The organism is Cupriavidus sp. 291-E7 (genome assembly GCF_057798835.1).
On record NZ_JBYOJV010000009.1, the window covers coordinates 204,651 to 225,469 of the forward strand.

General features: G+C 65.3%; 19 protein-coding genes. 10 read left to right on the forward strand and 9 right to left on the reverse strand.

What is annotated here, in order from left to right; translation table 11 throughout:
• Positions 1-29: 29 nt before the first annotated feature.
• Positions 30-2,705, reverse strand: a complete 2,676-nt coding sequence (locus tag AC3FLX_RS17700; RefSeq protein WP_488698608.1) for a tannase/feruloyl esterase family alpha/beta hydrolase — start codon at positions 2,703-2,705, stop codon at positions 30-32.
• A gap of 141 nt (positions 2,706-2,846) precedes the next feature.
• Positions 2,847-4,043: a 4-hydroxybenzoate 3-monooxygenase gene (gene pobA, locus AC3FLX_RS17705; RefSeq protein ID WP_488698609.1), complete on the reverse strand. Its 1,197-nt coding sequence runs from the start codon at positions 4,041-4,043 to the stop codon at positions 2,847-2,849.
• A gap of 129 nt (positions 4,044-4,172) precedes the next feature.
• On the opposite strand from pobA, the gene AC3FLX_RS17710 reads away from it, so the two are divergent.
• On the forward strand, positions 4,173-5,066 hold the full coding sequence (locus tag AC3FLX_RS17710; protein WP_488698610.1) for a helix-turn-helix domain-containing protein: 894 nt from the start codon (positions 4,173-4,175) through the stop codon (positions 5,064-5,066).
• 492 nt (positions 5,067-5,558) lie between these two features.
• On the opposite strand, the gene pcaDC is transcribed toward AC3FLX_RS17710, so the two are convergent.
• The 4 genes from pcaDC to pcaH form a co-directional block, all read right to left on the reverse strand.
• Positions 5,559-6,737: a bifunctional 3-oxoadipate enol-lactonase/4-carboxymuconolactone decarboxylase PcaDC gene (pcaDC, locus tag AC3FLX_RS17715; protein WP_488698611.1), complete on the reverse strand. Its 1,179-nt coding sequence runs from the start codon at positions 6,735-6,737 to the stop codon at positions 5,559-5,561.
• 12 nt (positions 6,738-6,749) lie between these two features.
• Positions 6,750-8,135 (reverse strand): 3-carboxy-cis,cis-muconate cycloisomerase, encoded by a 1,386-nt coding sequence (locus tag AC3FLX_RS17720; protein ID WP_488698612.1) that lies wholly within the window; start codon positions 8,133-8,135, stop codon positions 6,750-6,752.
• Between the two features lie 123 nt (positions 8,136-8,258).
• On the reverse strand, positions 8,259-8,828 hold the full coding sequence (gene pcaG / locus AC3FLX_RS17725; RefSeq protein WP_488698613.1) for a protocatechuate 3,4-dioxygenase subunit alpha: 570 nt from the start codon (positions 8,826-8,828) through the stop codon (positions 8,259-8,261).
• 4 nt (positions 8,829-8,832) lie between these two features.
• Positions 8,833-9,546, reverse strand: coding sequence for a protocatechuate 3,4-dioxygenase subunit beta (gene pcaH, locus AC3FLX_RS17730; RefSeq protein WP_488698614.1), 714 nt, complete (start codon positions 9,544-9,546; stop codon positions 8,833-8,835).
• Between the two features lie 100 nt (positions 9,547-9,646).
• On the opposite strand from pcaH, the gene AC3FLX_RS17735 reads away from it, so the two are divergent.
• The 6 genes from AC3FLX_RS17735 to AC3FLX_RS17760 all read left to right on the forward strand — a co-directional run bounded on the left by AC3FLX_RS17735 (position 9,647) and on the right by AC3FLX_RS17760 (position 15,020).
• Positions 9,647-10,603, forward strand: a complete 957-nt coding sequence (locus AC3FLX_RS17735; protein ID WP_488698615.1) for a LysR substrate-binding domain-containing protein — start codon at positions 9,647-9,649, stop codon at positions 10,601-10,603.
• Positions 10,604-10,896: 293 nt separating this feature from the next.
• Positions 10,897-11,418, forward strand: coding sequence for a shikimate kinase (locus tag AC3FLX_RS17740; protein ID WP_488698703.1), 522 nt, complete (start codon positions 10,897-10,899; stop codon positions 11,416-11,418).
• A gap of 128 nt (positions 11,419-11,546) precedes the next feature.
• Positions 11,547-12,323, forward strand: a complete 777-nt coding sequence (locus AC3FLX_RS17745) for an SDR family NAD(P)-dependent oxidoreductase (RefSeq protein WP_488698616.1) — start codon at positions 11,547-11,549, stop codon at positions 12,321-12,323.
• A 19-nt stretch (positions 12,324-12,342) separates the two neighbouring features.
• Complete coding sequence (gene treF / locus AC3FLX_RS17750; protein ID WP_488698617.1) at positions 12,343-14,097, forward strand: alpha,alpha-trehalase TreF; 1,755 nt, start codon at positions 12,343-12,345, stop codon at positions 14,095-14,097.
• A gap of 401 nt (positions 14,098-14,498) precedes the next feature.
• A complete protein-coding gene (locus AC3FLX_RS17755) occupies positions 14,499-14,687 on the forward strand; it encodes a hypothetical protein (RefSeq protein ID WP_488698618.1) in 189 nt (62 codons plus the stop codon).
• Between the two features lie 15 nt (positions 14,688-14,702).
• On the forward strand, positions 14,703-15,020 hold the full coding sequence (locus AC3FLX_RS17760; protein WP_488698619.1) for a PIN domain-containing protein: 318 nt from the start codon (positions 14,703-14,705) through the stop codon (positions 15,018-15,020).
• A 156-nt stretch (positions 15,021-15,176) separates the two neighbouring features.
• Here the strand turns inward: AC3FLX_RS17760 and AC3FLX_RS17765 are convergent, their stop codons facing one another.
• Both AC3FLX_RS17765 and AC3FLX_RS17770 read right to left on the reverse strand, forming a co-directional pair.
• Entirely contained in the window at positions 15,177-16,175 is a 999-nt protein-coding gene (locus AC3FLX_RS17765) for a tripartite tricarboxylate transporter substrate binding protein (protein WP_488698620.1), read from the reverse strand.
• 77 nt (positions 16,176-16,252) lie between these two features.
• Positions 16,253-17,467, reverse strand: coding sequence for a CaiB/BaiF CoA transferase family protein (locus tag AC3FLX_RS17770; RefSeq protein ID WP_488698621.1), 1,215 nt, complete (start codon positions 17,465-17,467; stop codon positions 16,253-16,255).
• A 141-nt stretch (positions 17,468-17,608) separates the two neighbouring features.
• Here AC3FLX_RS17770 and AC3FLX_RS17775 point away from each other — a divergent pair, with 141 nt between their 5' ends.
• The 3 genes from AC3FLX_RS17775 to AC3FLX_RS17785 all read left to right on the forward strand — a co-directional run bounded on the left by AC3FLX_RS17775 (position 17,609) and on the right by AC3FLX_RS17785 (position 19,779).
• A complete protein-coding gene (locus tag AC3FLX_RS17775; protein ID WP_488698704.1) occupies positions 17,609-18,547 on the forward strand; it encodes a LysR family transcriptional regulator in 939 nt (312 codons plus the stop codon).
• Positions 18,548-18,733: 186 nt separating this feature from the next.
• On the forward strand, positions 18,734-19,111 hold the full coding sequence (locus tag AC3FLX_RS17780) for a cupin domain-containing protein (protein WP_488698622.1): 378 nt from the start codon (positions 18,734-18,736) through the stop codon (positions 19,109-19,111).
• Positions 19,112-19,134: 23 nt separating this feature from the next.
• Positions 19,135-19,779 carry an MliC family protein gene (locus AC3FLX_RS17785; protein ID WP_488698623.1) on the forward strand — a complete coding sequence of 215 codons (645 nt, stop codon included), beginning with the start codon at positions 19,135-19,137 and terminating at the stop codon, positions 19,777-19,779.
• Positions 19,780-19,853: 74 nt separating this feature from the next.
• Here the strand turns inward: AC3FLX_RS17785 and AC3FLX_RS17790 are convergent, their stop codons facing one another.
• Entirely contained in the window at positions 19,854-20,819 is a 966-nt protein-coding gene (locus AC3FLX_RS17790) for an acyl-CoA dehydrogenase family protein (RefSeq protein ID WP_488698624.1), read from the reverse strand.

A 20,819-nucleotide genomic window follows, 5' to 3' on the forward strand; every position in this document is an offset into this window, starting at 1 on the left:
CGGGGCGATCCCGTGCAGCAGACCGGACGTCAGTGCAGCAAGCCAACCTCGAAGCGACCCGCCGCGGTGCCGATCACCAGGCCGCTGTTGTAGAGGTACGAAGCCACCACGCCGCCCGTTGCGCCGATCACGCCCGGTACCGGCGTGTTGTAGGTCAGCGTTCCCGATGCACCATTGCGCACGATGCTCGTGCCGTTCAGATCGGCATTCACCTGCGCGCCATCGGTGGCCATCACGCGATACGCTCCATCCGCCGCGCCGGCGGACAGCCCGGCCGCGGACTGCTGCGCGTAGATATTCATGCCATAGGCCGTGGCCGAGCGGGTCAGGATCACAGGCACCGGCGAACCGTTGACCATGCCACTGATCAGCGAACCGCTGAGCACGCCATCGCCTGCCGCGATGGTGCCACCCACGAAGTAGTCAAACGCATTGCGCGCGGCATTCCACACGATGTAACCCTTGGTGGTGTTCGTGCAAGCGGCGTCGTAGACGATAAAGCCGCCGCTCGCGCTAGCCGCGCACGTCTGCCACGTTGCCGCCGACGAGCGCAGGCGAGCCGAACCGGTGCGAACGGTAACGGAGCCATCGGCCACGGCGGTCTGGATGCCATTGACGTTATAGATGTCCGCCACCTGCTTGTAGTCGGCCGATACGTTCTGGAACGCCACCAGCGGCAGGAAGCTGCCACCCGACACGGGCCTGGTACCGCCGGCCAGGACGCCGCCGCCGGTCAACGTGAATTGCGCGCCGTTCTCGTCGCTGGCATAGGTACAACCGCCCTGCGCCACGAGCTGGCCCGTCCACGCGGTGGTGGGTGCGCGCTGCGCGCTCGCGTCGATCGTCACCGTGTATTTCAACGTCGCCGGATCGATGCGTACCGACAATTCCTCGCCATTGGTATTGCCGCCCTTCCACGTGGTGGCGACCGACGGCAGGTTCAGACAGGACTGCACGATGCCCGACGCGCCCTCGCAGGTGTAGTTGACCGCCGCATCGGCGCTGCCGGTACCCTTGTACTTCGGCCACGACGGATACTGGCACAGTGGCCGCGTGCGGCCATAGGTGCCGGCATTGGTATCCATCACCTCGCGCGTGCCGGGGGCCACACCCATCTCGACCCAGTTTTCAAGCGCCGTCAGCGAATTCCACGCGGGCAGGAAGCTGCCCGTGCCATGACCCATGCCGGGGACCGTGTAGAAGCGGATGCCTTGATCCACGGCGGACTGACCCACGCGCGAAATGACGGCCTTGTACCACGCGATGGTCGAATTCGGGCTGATGACCTCGTCGGCCAGGCCGTGCAGCATGATCAGGCGGCCGCCCTTGCCGAGGAACGCCGACAGGTCCGGATTCGTGGCGTCGGTCAACGCCGACACCGTCTGCACGCGCGATGTCCAGCTACCAGGGGCGGCGGGATCGAAGGTCAGCGCATCGAAGGTTGCATTACGGGTGACGAAGAACTTCACCCACTGGTCGCCCGTCACGTACATGTTCGCATCGGCAGTGGTGGCCGGATTGCCAGGCACCGCCCGCGTACCGAGGTCTCGCGTCGTAAACGGTCCCGCCACCAGCGCACCTTCCATGAGGTTGTAGCCGCCGGCAACCGTTAAGCCATTGGCCAGCGGATAGCTGAGTTGCAGCGGCTGCTCGATGGTCTTGACCGTGGCGATCTGCGCGTCGGACAGGCATGTGTCCCCCGTATCGGTACCGCCCGCGCACCGCAGGCTCGCCAATACCTGCATGGCGCCCACGCGGCACCCTTCCACATTGCTTACGACCTTGTCGGCCACGCCATCGAGCGTGTCGCATGCATCCATCGCGGCTTTCTGCACCATCAGCGTCTTGTTGATGTTGAGCCAGCCCGCGCCACCGTTCAGGTACAGCGCCCGGCCCACCGCGACGTTCGACAGCCGCGTGCCCGTGTAGTTGAGCGCTGGCTCGTTGGCGATCACGCCGTTGTAGTCGGCTGGCCAGCGCTGGATATAGCTCAATGCATCGCGGCCTCCCGTCGACGTGCCAAGGAAGTACGCGCGCACAGGTGCCTTGCCATAGCGCTGCGTAATCAGCGCGATGGCGACGTCATGGGTCTTCTTGAGCGTGTCGCCGCCATAGTTGGTCAGCGACTCATCGTTGGTGGCAAAGCGGCCATCGGTAATGCTGGTGCTCTGGTGGCCCGAGTCATCACCCCACGTGGCATAGCCGCGCGACAGCGGTGCGGGATCGTCGGGCAGCGCAAAACGCACGGTCTCCGTGCCATCGATCAGCGTGCCGTCGAAGCCGCCGCCGCCAAACTGGATGCCCTTGCCGTTCCACTGCGTGGGCAGGTTCACGGCGAAATTGATGCTCGGTGCCGACGCATCGACCGGCGCAATCGCACCGCGCACCTGACAGTACTCTCCGAGCGTGTTACCCGTGGCATTGGCGGCGATCAGCGTCGTCTTGCTGACAGTGGCACCGCTGGTTGGCAGGGCCAGGCTCGACGCCGGCAGACTGACGCCGTTCAGCGCGTTGCATGCGTCCAGCGCACTGAGCGACGGCGTGGCCGGGGCATTGCCCACGTCACCACCCTGCCCGCCGCTGCCGGCGCTTCCGTTGGACGCGCCCGGCGCATCGTCGCCGCCACCGCCGCAGGCCGCCACCAGCAATGCCGCGGAAAATGCAGCGGCCAGCCGCCATGCGCGGCTATTCGATCCAGATGTCATTATTCGTCTCCTCCAATGCATCCGGTACTTGTGCCGGCATGCTGGAGCGAGACGGTATCACCGGGGTGATGCCACGTAAAATATATGCCAACCGTTATATCCATATCCATTTTATATGGATATGGCGCGGTCGATCGGCGCCTAGCGCGGCAGCCCCACGTAGTTCTCCGCCAATGATCGGCAGGCCGCTTCCGAACTGACCAGATAGTCGAGTTCGGCTTGCTGGATCCGGTGCGCGAAGTCGTCGGCGTCCGGAAAGCGGTGCAGCAGCGACGTCATCCACCACGAGAAGCGCTCGGCCTTCCATACCCTGCGCAGGCATTTTTCGGAGTACCGGTCCAGCTCCCGCGAATCGCCTTGCTGGTAATGCTCGATCAGTCCGTCGGCCAGGTACAGCACGTCGCTGGCGGCAAGGTTGAGACCCTTGGCGCCGGTTGGCGGCACGATATGCGCGGCATCGCCGGCCAGGAACAGCTTGCCGAAGCGCATCGGCTCGCAGACAAAGCTGCGCAGCGGCGCAATGCTCTTTTCGATGCTTGGGCCCGTGACCAGCGATTCCGCCGCCTCTGTATCGAGCCGGCCGCGCAGTTCGTCCCAGAAGCGCGCGTCGGACCACGCCTCCGGCTTTTCGGTCGATGGCACCTGCACGTAGTAGCGGCTGCGTGTCTTCGACCGCATGCTGCACAGCGCAAATCCGCGTGCGTGGCTGGCATAGATCAGTTCGTCGGCCACCGGCGGGGTTTCCGAAAGAATGCCCAGCCAGCCGAACGGATACACCCGCTCAAAGATCTGCCTGGACCTGTCTGGCACGCTGGCGCGGCTTACACCGTGAAATCCATCGCAGCCGGCAATGAAGTCGCAGCGCACCTCGTGCTCGACGCCATCCTTGCGATAGCGCACGCTGGGACGGCTGCCGTCGAAATCATGCAGCGAGACATCTTCGGCGTCGTAGATGGTCGGCACGCCGGCGGCCGCGCGCGCGGCCATCAGATCGCGCGTGACCTCGGTCTGCCCATAGACCGTGACATCGCGGCCGATCAGTGCATGAAAGTCGATACGGTGCCGTGCGCCGCCGAAAGACAGTTCAATGCCGCGGTGCACCAGACCCTCCTCGCGCAGGCGGGAATCCACACCGGCACGCTTGAGCGCTTCCACGGTCACGCATTCCAGGATGCCCGCGCGAATGCGGCCCAGCACGTATTCGGGGCTGCGTTGTTCGATGATGATGTTGTCGATGCCCGCAACGGTCAGCAGTTGGCCGAGCAGCAACCCGGCAGGGCCTGCGCCGACGATGGCAACACGTGTGGAACGGGAAAGCGGGGAGCCATTGGGGGGCATGGCGTGTCTCCTGATTTGGAATGTCGTTGTTGGGCTCAAAGATAGAGCTTCGCGCGCGTTGCCGGAATGGACAGATCGAACCAAGAACGTGAAAATCCGAACATTGCCGGTTTTGCGTAGTACGCCCCCATGAAAACCGTTCCCACCTATTCGCTGTACGGCGTCAATTCCTCCGAGCCGTTACTGGATCAGCTTCATTTCGAATCGATCGCGTCGCGCAGCCAGCTCTACGCTTGGGAGATCAAGCCGCATCGGCATGAACGCTTCCTTCAAATTCTGTACATCCATCGCGGCAGCGGCGAGGCGCTGCTCGACGGCAAGCGCGAGCGGCTGGCGAGTGGGTCGATGATCTGCGTGCCGCCCCATCACGTGCACGGCTTTGTGTTCGCACCCGACGTGGACGGCATCATCGTGACGATGACGGACAGCTATCTGCGCACACTGCTGGCCGGCGTGCCCGGCACGCTGCCGTTGTTCGAACATCCGCGTCACGAACGCATCGCAAGCGGCCATGCGTTGGCGGGCGCGCTGGCCATGTTCAGGAAGGAAATGGATTCGGTCTCGCCGTGGCGAGGCGCCGCATTGTCGGCGCTGCTCACGCTTGTTCTGGTGGGTATTGCGCGGGTTGCCGAGGCATCGGCACCCACCACGGCGCGCGCCAGCAGCCGGCCGGTGCGCCACTTCCAGCAGTTCCAGCAGTTGCTGGAAACGGACTATCGGGAACAGAAGGAAATCACGTATTACGCGGACACCGTCGGCGTGACGCCAACCCAGCTCAACCGCATCTGCCGGCAGCTCGCGGGACAAAGTGCGTTGCAACTGATCCACGCGAGGGTCATTGCGGAAGCCCAGCGCGACCTGTTGTTCAGCGACCTCGATATCAAGCAGATCGCCATGACGCTGGGGTTTTCCGATGCGGGATATTTCTCGCGCTTCTTCGCACGGCTGGCGGGTCAGACGCCCACCGCGTTCCGCGAATCGGGGCGGGCGCGCCTGCCGGCGTTTGCGAAACAAGAGCAGTAGTTATTGCTGCAAGTGCCCAGGGTCTTGGGTCGCGCAGTTCAATCTGCATTGGATCGATAGACCAGGGATTTGGATGTTGTGCGGCTCGGCTGTTGACTGCCTGACTGTGTTCTCCCCTCTCCCGCGTGCGGGAGAGGGGCGGGGGAGAGGGCCGGCGGTTCGAGTCGAGACAAGTCGCAATTTGAACCTCAGCGCCCTCTCCCCCAACCCCTCTCCCGCGCTGCGGGAGAGGGGAGTCAAACGTCGGCTGACGGCGAGCGGTACGAAGTCATTGACGCGATTGTTCTTCCGCTCGGCTGTTGACTGCCTGACTGTGTTCTCCCCTCTCCCGCGTGCGGGAGAGGGGCGGGGGAGAGGGCCGGCGGTTCAAGTCGAGACAAGTCGCAATTTGAACCTCGATGCCCTCTCCCCCAACCCCTCTCCCGCGCTGCGGGAGAGGGGAGCCGAACGGCGGCTGACGATGCGCTCCCCCACTGCGAAAGCGCATCGTCACTAAACGCGCGCCTTGTCGATCTCCGCAAAGACTTCCTCGGCCATGTGGAACGCCGAGTTGGCCGCAGGCACGCCGCAATAAATCGCGGTCTGCAGCAGCACTTCCTTGATCTCGTCGCGCGTCACGCCGTTGTTGGCCGCCGCACGCAGATGCAGCTTCAGTTCTTCCGAACGGTTGAGCGCCACCATCATGGCGATGGTGATCAGGCTTCGCGTATGGCGCGGCAGCCCTTCGCGCGTCCAGATCTCACCCCAGGCATAGCGAGTAATCAGGTTCTGGAATTCCTCGTTCAGCGGCGTCAGCTTTTGCAGCGAGCGGTCGACGTGGGCGCTACCCAGCACCGCGCGGCGCACCGACAAACCCGCTTCATAACGCGCATGATCGTCCGTCACCGGCAGCCGGCCTTGAATGAAATCGAGTAACGCCGCCGTAAAGCGGCCAGGCTGCTCACGATTGGAAAGATGCGCGGCGGGCAATTCCACATAGCGCGCATCGGGAATCGCATCGGCGAGCGCCCGACCCTCTGCGGCAGTGGTCGACGGATCATCGCTTCCGGCGATGACCAGCACCGGCACTCGGATGGTCTTTACCGCCTCGCGCAGATCGGCGTCGCGCAGCGCGGTGCAGCCCAGCGCATACCCACGCGGGTCCAGCCCCTGCAATACCGCGCGCAGATCATCGAGCGCCTGCCCCGCCGTATTGCGAAACGCCTCCGTGAACCAGCGCCCCAGCGAGGCTTCCACCAGCGGAGTCATCCCATCGCGCAGCACACCGTCGATGCGCGTGGACCACGACTCCGCCGTGCCAATCTTTGGCGCCGTGTTTGCCACGATGACCTTCGAAAAGCGCTCAGGCGCGTTCGCGGCCAGCCACTGGCCGATCAGTCCGCCGATCGACAGGCCGCAGAACACGGCCTGCTCCACCTGCAGCGCATCGAGTATCGCCAGCACGTCGCGGCCGAGCACATCGACCGTGGCCTGCGTGCCGTCGGTCGACGAGCGTCCGTGCCCGCGCATGTCGTGCCGTACCACGCGAAAGCGGCCGGCCAGCGCATCGGCCTGCGGCTTCCACATCGTGTGGTCGGTACCCATCGAGTTCGAGAAGATGATGACGGGCGCCGCTTCGGGGCCATCGACGGTATAGAACAGCCGGGCGCCGGCGTGATCGAGGTAAGGCAAGGTCGTCTCCAGTCAGTCGGTGTTTCGTTGCTCGCGCGTCTGCCGCCAGACAGTCACGGCGGCATCGGTAAAGCTTGTGGATTGGCCCGCGTATTGCGCGGGATCGCTGAGCCGATCGAGTGTGGCTTCATCGAGTAGCCCCTGGTGCGAAGGGTCTTCGGCCAGCGTGCGCTCCAGCGCCTGGCGCAATGTCGTGCCATCGGCCACGGCGCGGCGCGAGGCTTGCTCGACCAGATGATGGGCGGGCAGCCTGCCGATGCGTCGGCCAAGTTCGAGCATCGCGGCCTCGCCGAGGATCAGGCCGTGTGTGATGTCCAGATTCGCACGCATGCGCGCCGCATCGACCTGCAGGCCCGCCACGATGTCACCCATGTTCCGCAGCGCACTGGCGGCCATTGCCACGATCTGCGGCAACGCGTCCCATTCGGCCTGCCAGCCACCGAGGGCGCGTTCGTGTTCCTGGGTCATGCCCGCGAGCATCGTGGCCACCAGCGGCGGCACACGCACGGCGGCGGTCAACACCGCCGCGCAGCCCACGGGGTTGCGCTTGTGCGGCATCGTGCTGGAGCCGCCCCGACCCGGACCCGAAGGTTCCGCCACCTCGGCCACTTCGGTCTGCATCAGCAGCGAGATATCGCGCGCCATCTTGCCCAGCGTGCCGGTCAACATGCCAAGCGTGGTGGCTACTTCCACCATGCGGTCGCGGTGAGCGTGCCAGGGCAGCACAGGCAGATCTAGTTGCAGGACCTTCGCAAGCTGGCTGGCAACGGCCGGAGCATCGTCGCCCAGGCTTGCGAGCGTGCCGGCCGCACCGCCAAACTGCAGCACGCGGGCATGCTCGCGCGCGAGGTCCAGTCGTGACAGATCCCTGCGCAATGCGTCGAGCCAGCCGGCCGCCTTCAATCCGAACGTGGTGGGCAGTGCGTGCTGCAGCCATGTGCGCGCCACCATCGGCGTGGCGCGATGCGTGCTGGCCAGCGCCGCGCATGCATCGCCAAGCCGCAACAGCGCTGCATCGATATCGCGCAGGGCATCCGACAGTTGAAGCACCAGCGCAGTGTCGATGATGTCCTGGCTCGTCGCGCCCCAATGCACGTAGCGGCCGGCTTCGGCATCACGCTGCGTCACGGCCGCGGTCAACTGCTTCACGAATGGAATCGCCAGATTGCCCGCCGAAACGGCGGCTTGCGCAAGTGCGTCGAGATCGATGACGTCGTCCGCGCACACCTGTCCGATGACGGCGGCGGCCGCTTCGGGAATCACGCCGAAGTGGGCCTCGGCGCGTGCGAGCGCGGCTTCCACATCGAGCATGCGCCGCACCGTGCCGGTGTCGGAAAAAATGTCGAGCACGGCAGGACTGCCGAACATCGGATCGGTCAGGCGAGAAAACGTAGGCATGGTCGGTTGGGGGCGAACCGCTCAGTGAGGCGCCAGCAGATTGCCGAAGGACGATGCGCCGATTGTGATGCAAAACGCGGCGCCGGTGTTGAGCCGGCGCCGCGCGTGGGGCTTACGGTGCGTTCAGATGTCGAAGAACACCGTTTCGCCCGGACCCTGGATCACGATGTCCCAGCGATAGCGGCCCGGTCCGTCGGACTGCGCAACCAGCGTGGCGCGCCGATCCGCCGGCACCAGCGACAGCACGGCATCGGCACCATTCGCGGCAGTCTCTTCCGGAAAGTACATGCGCGTGGCCACGTGCTTGACCAGGCCGCGCATGAACACCGACACCATGATGTGCGGCGCCTGCGGACGCCCGTCGCCATCGGGCACGGCGCCCGGCATGACCGTGGTGAAACGGAACGAGCCGTCGGCCTCGGTCGGCACGCGGCCAAAGCCGGTGAAGCCCGCTACCAGCGGCAGCTCGCGCGTGTCGTCCGCGTGGCGATAGCGCCCGGCCGGGTTGGCCTGCCAGATCTCGACCATGCCATCGGGCACGGGTTCGCCGCGGCCATCGATGACGCGGCCTTCGATCACGATGCGCTGGGCGGCCAGGTCAGGTGCGTCGGCCGTCAGGTCGGCGCAGTTCAGGCCGGTCAGGCCGATATGCAGGTACGGACCTACGGTCTGGGATGCGGTGGCGTACAGCATGGCCTTACTCCATCGGCGTGGCATCGCGGCCGCGCAGCACGATATCGAAACGGTAGCCGAGCGCGTACTCGGGAGCCGTGGTTTCCCAATCGAACGTGGCGATCAGGCGGTTGCGCGCCTTCTCGTCGGGCACGCACTGGAAGATCGGGTCGTACGCCAGCAGCGGATCGCCAGGGAAGTACATCTGCGTCACCAGCCGCGTGGCATAGGCATTGCCGAACAGCGAGAAGTGGATGTGCTGCGGCCGCCAGGCGTTGTGGTGGTTGCGCCAGGGATAGGCACCGGGCTTGATCGTCTTGAACTGGTAGTGGCCGTTCGCGTCGGTGATGGTGCGGCCTTCGCCCGAAAAATGCGGGTCCAGCGGCGCATCGTGCTGATCGCGCTTGTGCGTGTAGCGGCCCGCGGCGTTGGCCTGCCAGACCTCGATCAGCGCGTTGGGCACCGGGCGGCCGTTTTCGTCGAGCACGCGGCCGGTGACCAGGATGCGCTCGCCAATCGGCTCGCCGCCATTTCCGACGGTCAGGTCATTGTCGCCCTCACGGACGAACTCGGGGCCGAAGGTCGGCCCGGTGACCTCAGACAGCGATTGCGGCAGCGCGATCAGCGGCTGGGCCGGCGAGCGCAGTTGCGTCGAGGCATACGGGTCGTAGCGGTATTCGGGCTGGGTGTCCCAGTACGGACGACGGTACTGGGCTGGGCGATCGGAGCGAGGGGGCATCGCGCTGTCTCCGTTGTTGTGTGAATCGATGGGGTCGACTGTATGCAACGTCAGAAGTCATGTAAATTGAGTTTTTCCGCAATTACGATGAATTTTTATTATGCAACCATCGCCCCCCCCGCCCCCGTCGGTCGACGCCTTCCGTAGCCGCATCCGGCTACGGCATCTGCATTGCTTCGTGGCCGTGGCCCAGACCCAGCATCTGGGCCGGGCGGGCGAGCAGCTTGGCCTGACCCAGCCGGCCGTGTCCAAGACCCTGACCGAACTCGAAGAACTCGTGGGCACCCGGCTGCTCGTGCGGCAGCGCGCCGGCACCGACCTGACCGCCGCCGGCATGCGCTTCCTGCGCCATGCGCTGCGCGTGCTCGAAGACATCGATGCCGCCGCCGACAGCGTGGCCGGCAGCGATGCGCCGCGCCACGAGCGCATTCGCGTGGGGGCGTTGCCGAGCATCGTGCCAGCGCTGCTTCTGGACGCCGTTGCCCAGTTCCGCGCCGGCCATCCCGAGGTGGGCCTGGCCGTGCAGAGCGGCATGAACCGCACGTTGATCGACCTGCTCAAGGCCGACGTGCTCGACGTGGTGATCGGCCGCATGGACGACCCGGCGGCGATGGAAGGCCTGTGGTTCGAATCGCTGGCGGCCGAGCCGCTGGTGCTGGCCGTGCGCGCCGGCCACCCGCTGGCGGATCAGGCCCGGCCAACCATGCGCGACGTGCTGGCCTGGCCGATGGTGGTACCAGCCGTCGGGTCGATCCCCCGGCACAGCACCGAAAGCCTGCTGGCGCGGCACGGATTCGTCCTGCCCGAAGGCTGCCTGGAAACCGCCGACGCCTACCTTGGCCGCCTGCTCACGCAACAGGGCGACAGCGTGTGGGCGGCGCCACTATCGGCCACGCGCCGCGCAGTGGCCGCCGGAGAGATGGTGCTGCTGCCCATCGACACGCAGGGGACCGAGGAACCGATCGGCCTGCTGCGCCGTAGCGACCGCACGCTGGAGCCGGTTGCCGAAGCCTTTGCCGAGACCATCCGCCGTGCCGCGGCCGACCGGCAAGGCTGATCGCCGCCGCGCACATTTCGTAACTTGCATCGGCCGGCGCCGAATTTTTCGACGCCGAGCCAAACATGCCGCCAGCCCTTAAAACAGCGCTCCGGCGGGGCTGGCACGCCGAACGATGCAGAGCCGGCCGGGAAAACGATCTCCGGCCATTAGGACCGCACGGGCTGGATACCGCAGCGTGCTATGGCGAAAACGTCATTACGTGCTACCGTTGCGCAGAACAGCACGGCACGCTGCGGCGCACATACGTGGACCATCCCCCTGGCTCAGGCAACCTCTTCTTCATCGGCTTCATGGGCGCCGGTAAGACGACGATCGGACGAACCGTCGCGCGTCAGCTGGGGCGCCCGTTCTTCGACACCGACCACGAGATCGAATCGCGTTGCGGGGTACGCATCACGACGATCTTCGAGCTGGAAGGCGAGGAAGGATTCCGCCGCCGCGAAACGCGCGTTCTCGACGAACTGACACGGCGCAGCGGCATCGTGCTGGCCACTGGCGGCGGCATCGTGCTGCGCCCCGAGAACCGCGAAATGCTGCGCACGCGCGGCCATGTCATCTACCTCGACGCCACGCTGCTGGAACTGTGGCGGCGCGTGCGGCGCAATCGCAACCGTCCGCTGCTGCAGGTGGAAAGCCCCCGCGCGCAGCTTGAAGCGCTGTTCTGCGAGCGCGATCCACTCTATCGGGAGATCGCCCATCTGATCATGCCGGCGCACGCCGGCACCGTCGCGCAGGCCGCCGCCAGCGTACTGGACCGGCTTGGACTGCCCTCACCGGACGCCGCGGCGCCGCACCCCGCCACCCACGATTGAGCACCTGGCCGACAGGCGTTTCCGATTGCGCTGACAGCGTCGGTACGTGACATCTGGCAGGGTCGAAGTACATTTGAACTTCGCGCACCGTGCGCGGCACTGACGGTGACACCGAAGGAGGTTCCACCATGCAGCTGCAAGGCAGGACAGCACTGGTCACGGGCGGCGCCGGCGGCATCGGCAGGGCCATCGCATTGCGTCTGGCCCGCGAAGGCGCGGACATCGTTGTTGCAGTGCACAGCCACGATGCCGAAGCCGAAGACACCGCCAACGGGGTGCGCGCCGCCGGGCGCGTTGCCCATGTGGTGGCCGGCGATATCGGCGACGTGGCGCAGGCTTTCGCCATCGTCGATCAGGCCGTCGCTGCGGTGGCCCCCTTCGGCAGCCTGGATATCCTCGTCAACAACGCAGGCGTTGAAGTGCGTGCGCCGTTCGCGGAAGTCACGGAGGCCGACTACGACCGCGTGCTCGACACGAATCTCAAAGGGCCGTTCTTCCTGACACAACGGTTCGTCAAGCATCGGCTCGCGCGCAAGCTCGGCGGCAAGGTCATCAACATCAGCTCCGTTCACGAAGACCTGCCATTCCCGCATTTCACGAGCTACTGCGCCAGCAAAGGCGGCCTGCGCATGATGATGCGCAATCTGGCGATCGAACTGGCACCTGCCGGCATCACCGTCAACAACATCGCACCCGGCGCGATCCAGACGCCGATCAACCGCAAGCTGATGGCCGACCGCGCCGGCCTGCAGGCGCTTCTGTCCAATATTCCGCTCGGGCGGCTCGGCCAGCCCGACGAAGTGGCCGGCCTGGTGGCCTACCTGGCCAGCGCCGACGCGGACTACATCACAGCTGCCACGCTCGTCATCGACGGCGGGCTCCTCTGGAACTATGCGGAACAGTGACGTCCCGTCCGACGACGGCATGCCGCATGTACCCCCGCGCACCACGCCCGCCCTGGCCGATGCCGAACCGCACCCGGGCGCGCGGGCCCATGCGCGGACTGATGCCGCATCGCGGCCTTCGCACTGCCATGCGCACGCGCCCTCGATTACCCACCTGCCCATCCCGGCGCCGTGCACCTTGCCGGGATGCGCGGCGGCTGACGCCGTATCGCCGGCGGAGCGGTATGCCGAGCTGTTCGTTGACGTGCAGGCCAGCGGCATGTTCGCGGACAGCAAGACGTTTCCGGATTGCATTCCACTTGACGCACCCGAAACCATCCTCGCCTGCTACCGCGAGCAGCGCGACACCGCGGGCTTTTCGCTCGAAGCCTTTGTGCGCGCCAATTTCGCACGGGAGACGGTTCCCGACGACCACTACGAATCCAATCCGGACAACTCCCTGCGCGAGCATATCGACGGTCTTTGGCCCGTGCTGACGCGCGCGCCCGCCGAGCACCCGCCGCTCTGCTCCCTGCTGCCGCTGCCTCAACCGTATGTGGTACCAGGCGGGCGCTTCCGCGAGCTGTACTACTGGGACTCGTATTTCACGATGCTTGGCCTGTCCGCTAGCGGGCGGGAAGACCTGCTGCGCGCAATGGCGGACAACTTTGCCTACCTGCTCGATACCTACGGGCTGGTGCCGAACGGCACGCGGTCGTACTACCTGAGCCGGTCGCAGCCGCCGGTGTTTGCGCTGATGACGGACCTGTTCGAGGATCAGGGCATCGATGCGGCGACGCGCTATTTGCCCCAACTCGCCCGCGAATATGCGTTCTGGACGGACGGCGCCGCCCACCTGGCACCGGGTCAGGCCCATCGGCGCCTGGTGTGCCTGCCTGGCGGTGTGTGGCTGAACCGCTACTGGGACGATCGCGCTCACCCGCGCGAGGAAGCCTATCTCGAAGATGTGGCCACGGCCCGGCGCGCCGGGCGCCCTGCTCATCTGGTATTCCGCGATCTGCGCGCGGCGGCGGAGTCAGGCTGGGACTTCAGTTCACGCTGGTGCGACCCCGATCTCGTGGGTGAGCAACCCACCTGCGACCTCGCAACCATCCGCACCACGGCGATCCTGCCGGTCGACCTCAACGCGCTTCTATGGCACACCGAGTGCCGCCTGGCGGAATTGAGCGAACGCACTGGCGACAGCAACGCGGCCACGCGTTATGCCGAAGCCGCGGACCGCCGGCGTCAGGCCATCGTATCGGTCATGTGGGATGACCGTACTGGTGCCTTTGCGGATTTCGACTGGCATCGCGGCGAAATCCGGCCATACCTGAGCGCCGCCACGCTGATGCCCCTGTTCCTGGGCCTGGCAACACCAGCACAGGCGGCGCGGGTGGCGGACGTGGTAACCGCCAGGCTGATCGAAGAAGGCGGTCTTGCCACCACCGAGATCGACTCCGGAGAACAATGGGACCGCCCCAACGGCTGGGCACCGCTGCAGTGGATCGGCGTGATGGGCCTGCGGCGCTATGGCTTTGACGCGCTCGCGGACGACATCGCGCATCGCTGGCTCCAGACCGTGGCCAGCCTTTACGCATCGGAATACAAGCTCGTGGAAAAATACCGGCTGCAACGGCGGCGCGCCGGCAGTGCCGAAGGCGGCGGCGGCGGCGAATACCCGCTGCAGGACGGATTCGGCTGGACCAACGGTGTGGTCAGCGCGCTACTGGCACGTTATCCCTGGCATCCCGCGCGGCGCACTAAGGCAGGTCATCCGGAAACCGGCGCATGAACCGCTGGCGCGGGATGCCACGCTGCGCCAATGGACGGCGCTTGCCCTGCGGCGCAGCATTCGGAATCTCGTTCCTTTGTTCAGAATTTGATGACGCTCCGCCACAATCGGCTGCGATTGTTTCTGAATCGCCAATAACTCACATGAGTTATTGGCGCATTAGACCGACAACGTCACACTTGGCACGGGGTCATTCGACACGGCCCTAAACGACTTGGCAACTCTTACTACCCCGGCGATCCCGCGCGTCGGGGTATTTCTTTTTTGGGTTGTCATTCCGGGCGCACCACGTGACTTGTGTTGGATCAACAATTCTTCGTCAGGCACATCCGGACACGTTTCTAAGGCCTTCTTGCATGCAGGATGGCGCCTCACCTTTTCATTCATCACGGAGGCCCATCATGAAACGCAACGACAAATCCTTCTCGGCCAAGCACGACGAAAGCGATAAGGCCGGCCCATCCGCCACCGGCACGCCGTCCCGCGCCAAAAGGTCAAAGCCCGCGCGCCGGCCATCGTTCGCGGCATTCCTGAGAGCGATTCCGCCTGGCGATGCTTCCGACGAGCGGGACTTCGCGCGGATTCAATGACAGAGGAGACGGCCCATGTATCTCGTCGACACCAATGTCATCAGCGAAAGCCGCAAGGGGCGGCGCGCCGACCCCGGCGTGCTGGCATTTTTTGAAGATGCGGAATTGGAGGACCAGCCGCTGTTCGTGTCAGTGGTCACGATGGGCGAGCTGCGGCGCGGCGTGGAGATGAAGCGCTTTCGCGGCGACCGCCAGCAATGCCATGCCCTGGATGAGTGGCTGCTGGCTGTGCAACGCCGCTATGCTCACCACATTCTTGGGGTCGATGGCGGATTGTCGAACTGTGGGGCCACCTGCGTGTGCCGCACCCGGAGAATGCGCTCGACAAGATGATCGCGGCAACCGCGCTGATACACGGCCTGACTGTGGTCACGCGCAATGTGCGAGATTTCGCCCATACCGGCGTGCGTATGCTCGATCCATTCGATAGAGGGCCGCCCGCGTATCGCATACCGCGAATACGGGGCGGCCCGGCGCAAACCGTTTGCGTCAGGTCGCGCTGATGCCCTTGGCCTTGACGATGGCGCTCCAGCGGTCGTAGTCCTTGTTCAGGCGAGCCTGCATCTGCTTGCCGTCCTGGAACGATGCGATGGCACCTGCGCTCACGAGCTTCTGCTGCAGTTCCTTGTCCCTGCCGATGATGTCGCGCGTTTCGCTGGCGATACGGTCGACGATGGATTGCGGCGTGTCGAGCGGTGCGATCAGCCCACCCCACGAGTCGAAGTCGAAGCCCGGGAAGCCCTGTTCCGACACGGTCTTCACATTTGGCAACAGCACCCGTGCATTGGGGGAACTCAGCGCGATGGCCTTGAGCTTGCCCGCGCGGATATGGGGCAAGGCCGCGACCACGTCCGCGAACATGATGCCCACCTGGCCGCCCAACAGGTCTGCCACGGCCGGCGCGCTGCCACGGTACGGCACGTGCAGCATGTCGAAGCTGCCAAGGTCCTTGAGCTGCTCCATCGCCAGATGCCCGAAGCTGCCAGTTCCCGAGCTGGTGTAGCTCAGCGGCGTCTTGCTGGCTTTGGCGAACCGGATCAGGTCCGCCAGAGAATCGACGCCGGGCACCACGGCAGGGTTGATCACGATGGCCATCGGCAACACGTACACCGTAGCCACTGACAGAAAATCCTTCTTCACATCGTAGGCGTTCGTTTTGTACATCAGCGGGGCCAGCAAGGCCGGCATACCGAACATGGACAGGTTGTAGCCATCCGCTGGACTCTTGATGAACGAGGCCGTACCGATGGACCCCGATGCGCCAGGCTTGTTTTCGATGATGACCTGCTGCCCAAGGCGCTCCGACAGCTTCTGCGCGACGATACGCGCGGCGGTGTCCGTCGGTCCACCCGCGGGGAATGCCACCACCATCTTGATGAACTTGTCGGGCCAACCGGTTTTTGCCAGTGCGGCGGGCACGACGGCGGCCAGCGAAGCGGCGGCGCCGGCCTTCAATACCTGACGGCGGTTCAGTAGCAGCTTGGTCATTGTCATGTCTCCTGTGTATCGATAATTGGATGCTTGGGGTATTTGAAGTATTCAGGCTTGCCGGGGCACGCGGTGCGTCAGATCACGCCGCTCGAGCGAAGGTCGTCAAGGGCGCTATCGTCGATCTGCAGCAATTCCTTGAAGACTTCGTGCGTGTGCTGACCCATGTGCGGCGGCGGCATGCGCACTGGCATCCGCTGGCCATCGAACGCATATGGGGGTGCCAGCACGGCCTGGGAACCAGCCTCGCTGTCTTCGAAGCGATGGAGCAAACCCGCCTGCGCGGTGCGCGCCGACTGCAGCGCGTCCAACATGCCCAGCACCTCGCCGCAAGGGATTTGCGCGGCCGTCAGCCGACGCAGCAGATCGGCGCGCGTGAAGCGCCGCAGCACCTCACGCACTTCGGCAAGCAGCACCTCGCGGTTGGCCGAACGCGCGGTGTTCGTGGCAAAGCGTGCGTCGTCGGCCCACTCGGGCCGATCGATCACCTCGCGGCAAAAACGTTGGAACTGTCCGTTGTTGCCGACCGTGATCACAAGCGGGCCATCGGCGGCTTCGAACACACCGTAGGGCACGATCGACGGATGCGCATTGCCGAACTTGGGCGGATCACCGGCCTTCAGCAACGCCTCCATGCCGTAGTACGACGTGATCATCAGCCCTGAGTCATAGAGCGCCATCTGCACGTGGCGTCCGCGTCCGGAGCCATGCCGCGCATACAGCGCGGCAAGAATAGCCTGCGCAGCGTACATGCCCGTGAACATGTCCACGGCGGCCACGCCAAACTTCAGCGGGCCCTGCCCCGCTTCGCCGTTGGTTGCCATCACGCCGGACTCGCCCTGCACCACGAGATCGTATCCGGGGCGCTCCGCCTCGGGCGTGAAGCGTGCATAGCCGGAAATCGAGCAATAGACGAGGCGCGGATTGACGGCGCCGAGCTGTTCGTAGCCCAAGCCAAGCTTCTCGGCACCACCCACCTTGAAGTTCTGGATGACGACGTCGCATTGCGCGGCCAACTGCCGCGCGAGCGCCACGCCTGCTTCACTCTGCAGGTCCAGCGTCACGGAGCGCTTGTTCCGGTTGGCGCTGTTGAAATAGGACGTATTGCGCGTGCCAATCCGCACGCCCCAGTCGCGCGTATCGTCACCGCGCGCCGGATGTTCGACCTTGATGACGTCCGCGCCCAGGTCTGCCAGCGCCATTGCACACATCGGCCCTGCCAGCACACGCGACAGGTCCAGCACCCGCACCCCTGCCAACGGCAGAGGCGGCGCCATGTTCTCTTGATTCATTTGCTGCGTCTCCCCGCGTCCGGATCTGTTCCTACAGGGGGAGGTCCGGTTTTGTTGTTTACCAGCGCAGATTGTCCATATGTTCCGAATGCTTGACAATTGCAATCGGCCTTCAACATATATGAGTACTAAAGGTTGACAATGGATCTGAATGCGCTGGCATTGCTGGTGGACATCATTGACGCCGGAAACCTGAGCCGGGCGGCCCGCCACCTTGGCATGAGCCGCGCCAATGTGAGCAAGCGGCTCAACCAATTCGAACGTCAGTTGGGTGCATCGCTGCTCCGGCGCAGCACGCGCCAGCTTGAGCCTACGGAGCTGGGCTGGCAGCTCTATGAACATGGCAAGGCGATCCGTCACGAACTGATGGCCGCGCAGGAGTCGGTGCAGAGCCTGGGTAAGCGGCTCAGCGGCACGGTCCGGCTGAGCGTGCCGAGCGGATTCGGCCAGCACACGATGTCCGCGTGGTTCATCGAGTTCATGACGGCCTATCCGGCCATCACCCTCAACGTCATCTTCGACAACGACATCGAGGACCTGATCAAGGGCGCCGTGGACTTCTCCATCCGTGTGATGGCAGAAACACCCACCAATGCCGTGGCCCACAGTCTGGGCGATGTCGAATACGTAGCCTGCGGCACACCCCGACTCGTGAAGGAGCACGGCATGCCGCACACGCTCGACCAGTTTGCGGACCTGCCGCTGATCACATCGGAATTGACCGGCCAGAAGCTGCATGCGGCCGGACGCGCGGGCGTGGCCGGCGGGGCGCCGCATATCCGGCCACGGCTGATGTCGGCAAACTTCTTCTTTCTGCGTGATGCCATCCTGCAAGGCCTGGGCGTTGGCCTGGTGCCCCACTACATGGTCGACCGCGACCTCGCGGACGGCACATTGCTGCAATTGCCGCTGCCGCCGCAAGACCTGGCGTTTCTGCGCACCACCATGTACCTGTTGTACATGCCCGCCCGCTACCAGACGCGCGCGGTCACGACGCTGATTGCGTTCCTGCGCGCCAAGGCAGCGCGGACGCCGATGCGCCAACCGCCAGCGGGGGCTGGCACTGACGTACTCCCTTGATCAGTCCGCCTCGCCGGTCCCCTGCGGCGCTTTCAGCACTAAAGGCACCGGCGCCGGACGTTGTACCGATATCCCGCCGGCGGTGCCACGGCCGAACTACCGGGTCCGGCAAAGCCTGAGCCAGACAGGTTGGACGGCTACACTTACAGCTTTACGCCCTGCCCGCATCCTTGCCGGTCCCCCATCATGCTGCCCCCGTCCACTCTTTCGCTGACCGATTTCCGCGCCGAGCCTGTCCCGGCCCACGACCGTCCCCGGCCTGACCGGCTGGTGACCGGCAACCCCGATCGCACCACCTGGACGCACTACAGCGCGGCGCAGGGCGATTTCGACTGCGGCATCTGGGCTTGCGAACCGGGCGCCTGGCGGATTGCATTCCCGGCCGGCAAGGAAGAGTTTTTCCACGTGATCAGCGGCCGGCTGCGCATCACCAGCCATACTGGTGATGCACGGGAGTTCGGCCCCGGCGATGCCTGCGTGATCCCCGCGGGCTTCGAGGGCGTCTTCGAAGTCATCGAAACCGTGCGCAAGCATTTCGTCGTGATCGATCGCAACGCGGGCTGAGCCGGCCCGCAGGAGTTCCTGCCATGCCAAGATGCCTCGCCTTCCTGATTGCCACATCCGCCGCGCTCGGCATGGCCGCACCCGCACTATCCGCTCAGCCCACGCCGAGCTTTGACTGCAAAAAGACCGAGGAACAGATCGAGCAACTGGTCTGCAAGGACGCCACGCTGGCCCGCCTGGATCGTGAAACGACGCGCCTGTATGGCCTGGCGCTCGATGCGCGCTCGCTGCCCACGCCACAGAAGAAAACACTGCTTGCTGAGCAGCGCGGCTGGATCAAGGGTCGCAACGACTGCGCCAAGACCGATGACGCGCAAGCCTGCACCACTACCACCTACCTGCGCCGTATCTACGATCTGCGCCACGGTTATGCCGGCGCGCGCACGCAGGACGATCGCGGTATCAGTCGCGGTCCGTTCAATATCCGCTGCCCGGGCGTCGATGCCGTCATCGCCGGCACCTTCGTGCAGACCGAGCCGGGCTACGCCTATCTGCGCTGGCTGGACCAGCAACTGGTGCTGCGGCAAACCCCCGCTGCATCCGGCGCGCGCTACGCCGCCACCCTGAAAGACGGCGAGGCGGTGTTTTGGGACAAGGGTCCGGACGCCCAACTGGGATTGCCCGGCAAGCCAGACATGCAGTGCCGCGTGGAAATGACGGCGCACTGACGGGGGCGTCCATAGCGCGCTCACGTCGCGCTTACATCGCCTGCCGACGCTTACTCCCTTACTCCCTTACCCCCTTACGCCGCTTCGCCGCTCCACACGCGAATGACGTCCACCGCGCCGGCATTGGCGTCGCACGCCGTCTGGCCGATCTCCCGCGCCCAGTACCGCTCCGATCCGTCGGCCACGCGCCAGGCATGCAGCCGGCGCGTCAGGCACTGCAGGTCATACTCCTCGGTGATGCCAATCGCACCATGCACGGCATGGGCAATCGACGTGACCGGCGTCACCGCCTCGCTCGCATTGAGCTTGGCAATGGCGGCGTGCATGCGGTGCGGCTGAGTACCTTCCCCGGCAAACGCGATCTGCGCGGCCATGCGCACCAGCGCGACTTGCTCCGCCATGACGCTGATCTGATGCTGGATCGCCTGGAACTTGCCAATCGTGCGTCCGAACTGGACGCGGTCGTTGGCGTACTGGAGCGTCATGTCGAAGACCCGCATCATCGCGCCGGACATTTGTGCCGCATGCAGGGCGGCGCCGATCGTGCGCAGCGTGCCGGACGGCAACGCGAATGTCGCGCCCGGCGCGCATGCGATGCTGACCGCGAGATCACCGTGGACGCCGGTCGGCGACACATCGGCGGCATCCCGGCGCACCAGCCACCCCTTGTCCGCGTTCTGTGCCAGGAACCAGCCGGCCGCCGCCCCATCGGCCACGAGCGTTCGCGCCTGCCCGTCGAAATCGGCCAATGCGATGGGGCCGCTCGGTACTTCCGCTCCCACGGCCTGCAGCAGCGCGCGCGCGAATATCGTCTGCGCAAGCGGTAGCGGCACCGCGTAGCGGCCGGTCACCATCAGCATCGGCAACAGGTCTCGCAGGCACAGACCCGCGTCCGGCAGCAGGCTATCCGCGAAGCCGCTGGCGTCGAGCCGCGCCCAGAGTGCCGACGGATCGGCACCGGCTTCGATATTGCGCACCACGGCGGGTGTGCAGTGGTCACGCAGCACTGCTTCCAGCGCATCCGCGTAGATGTTCTCCAT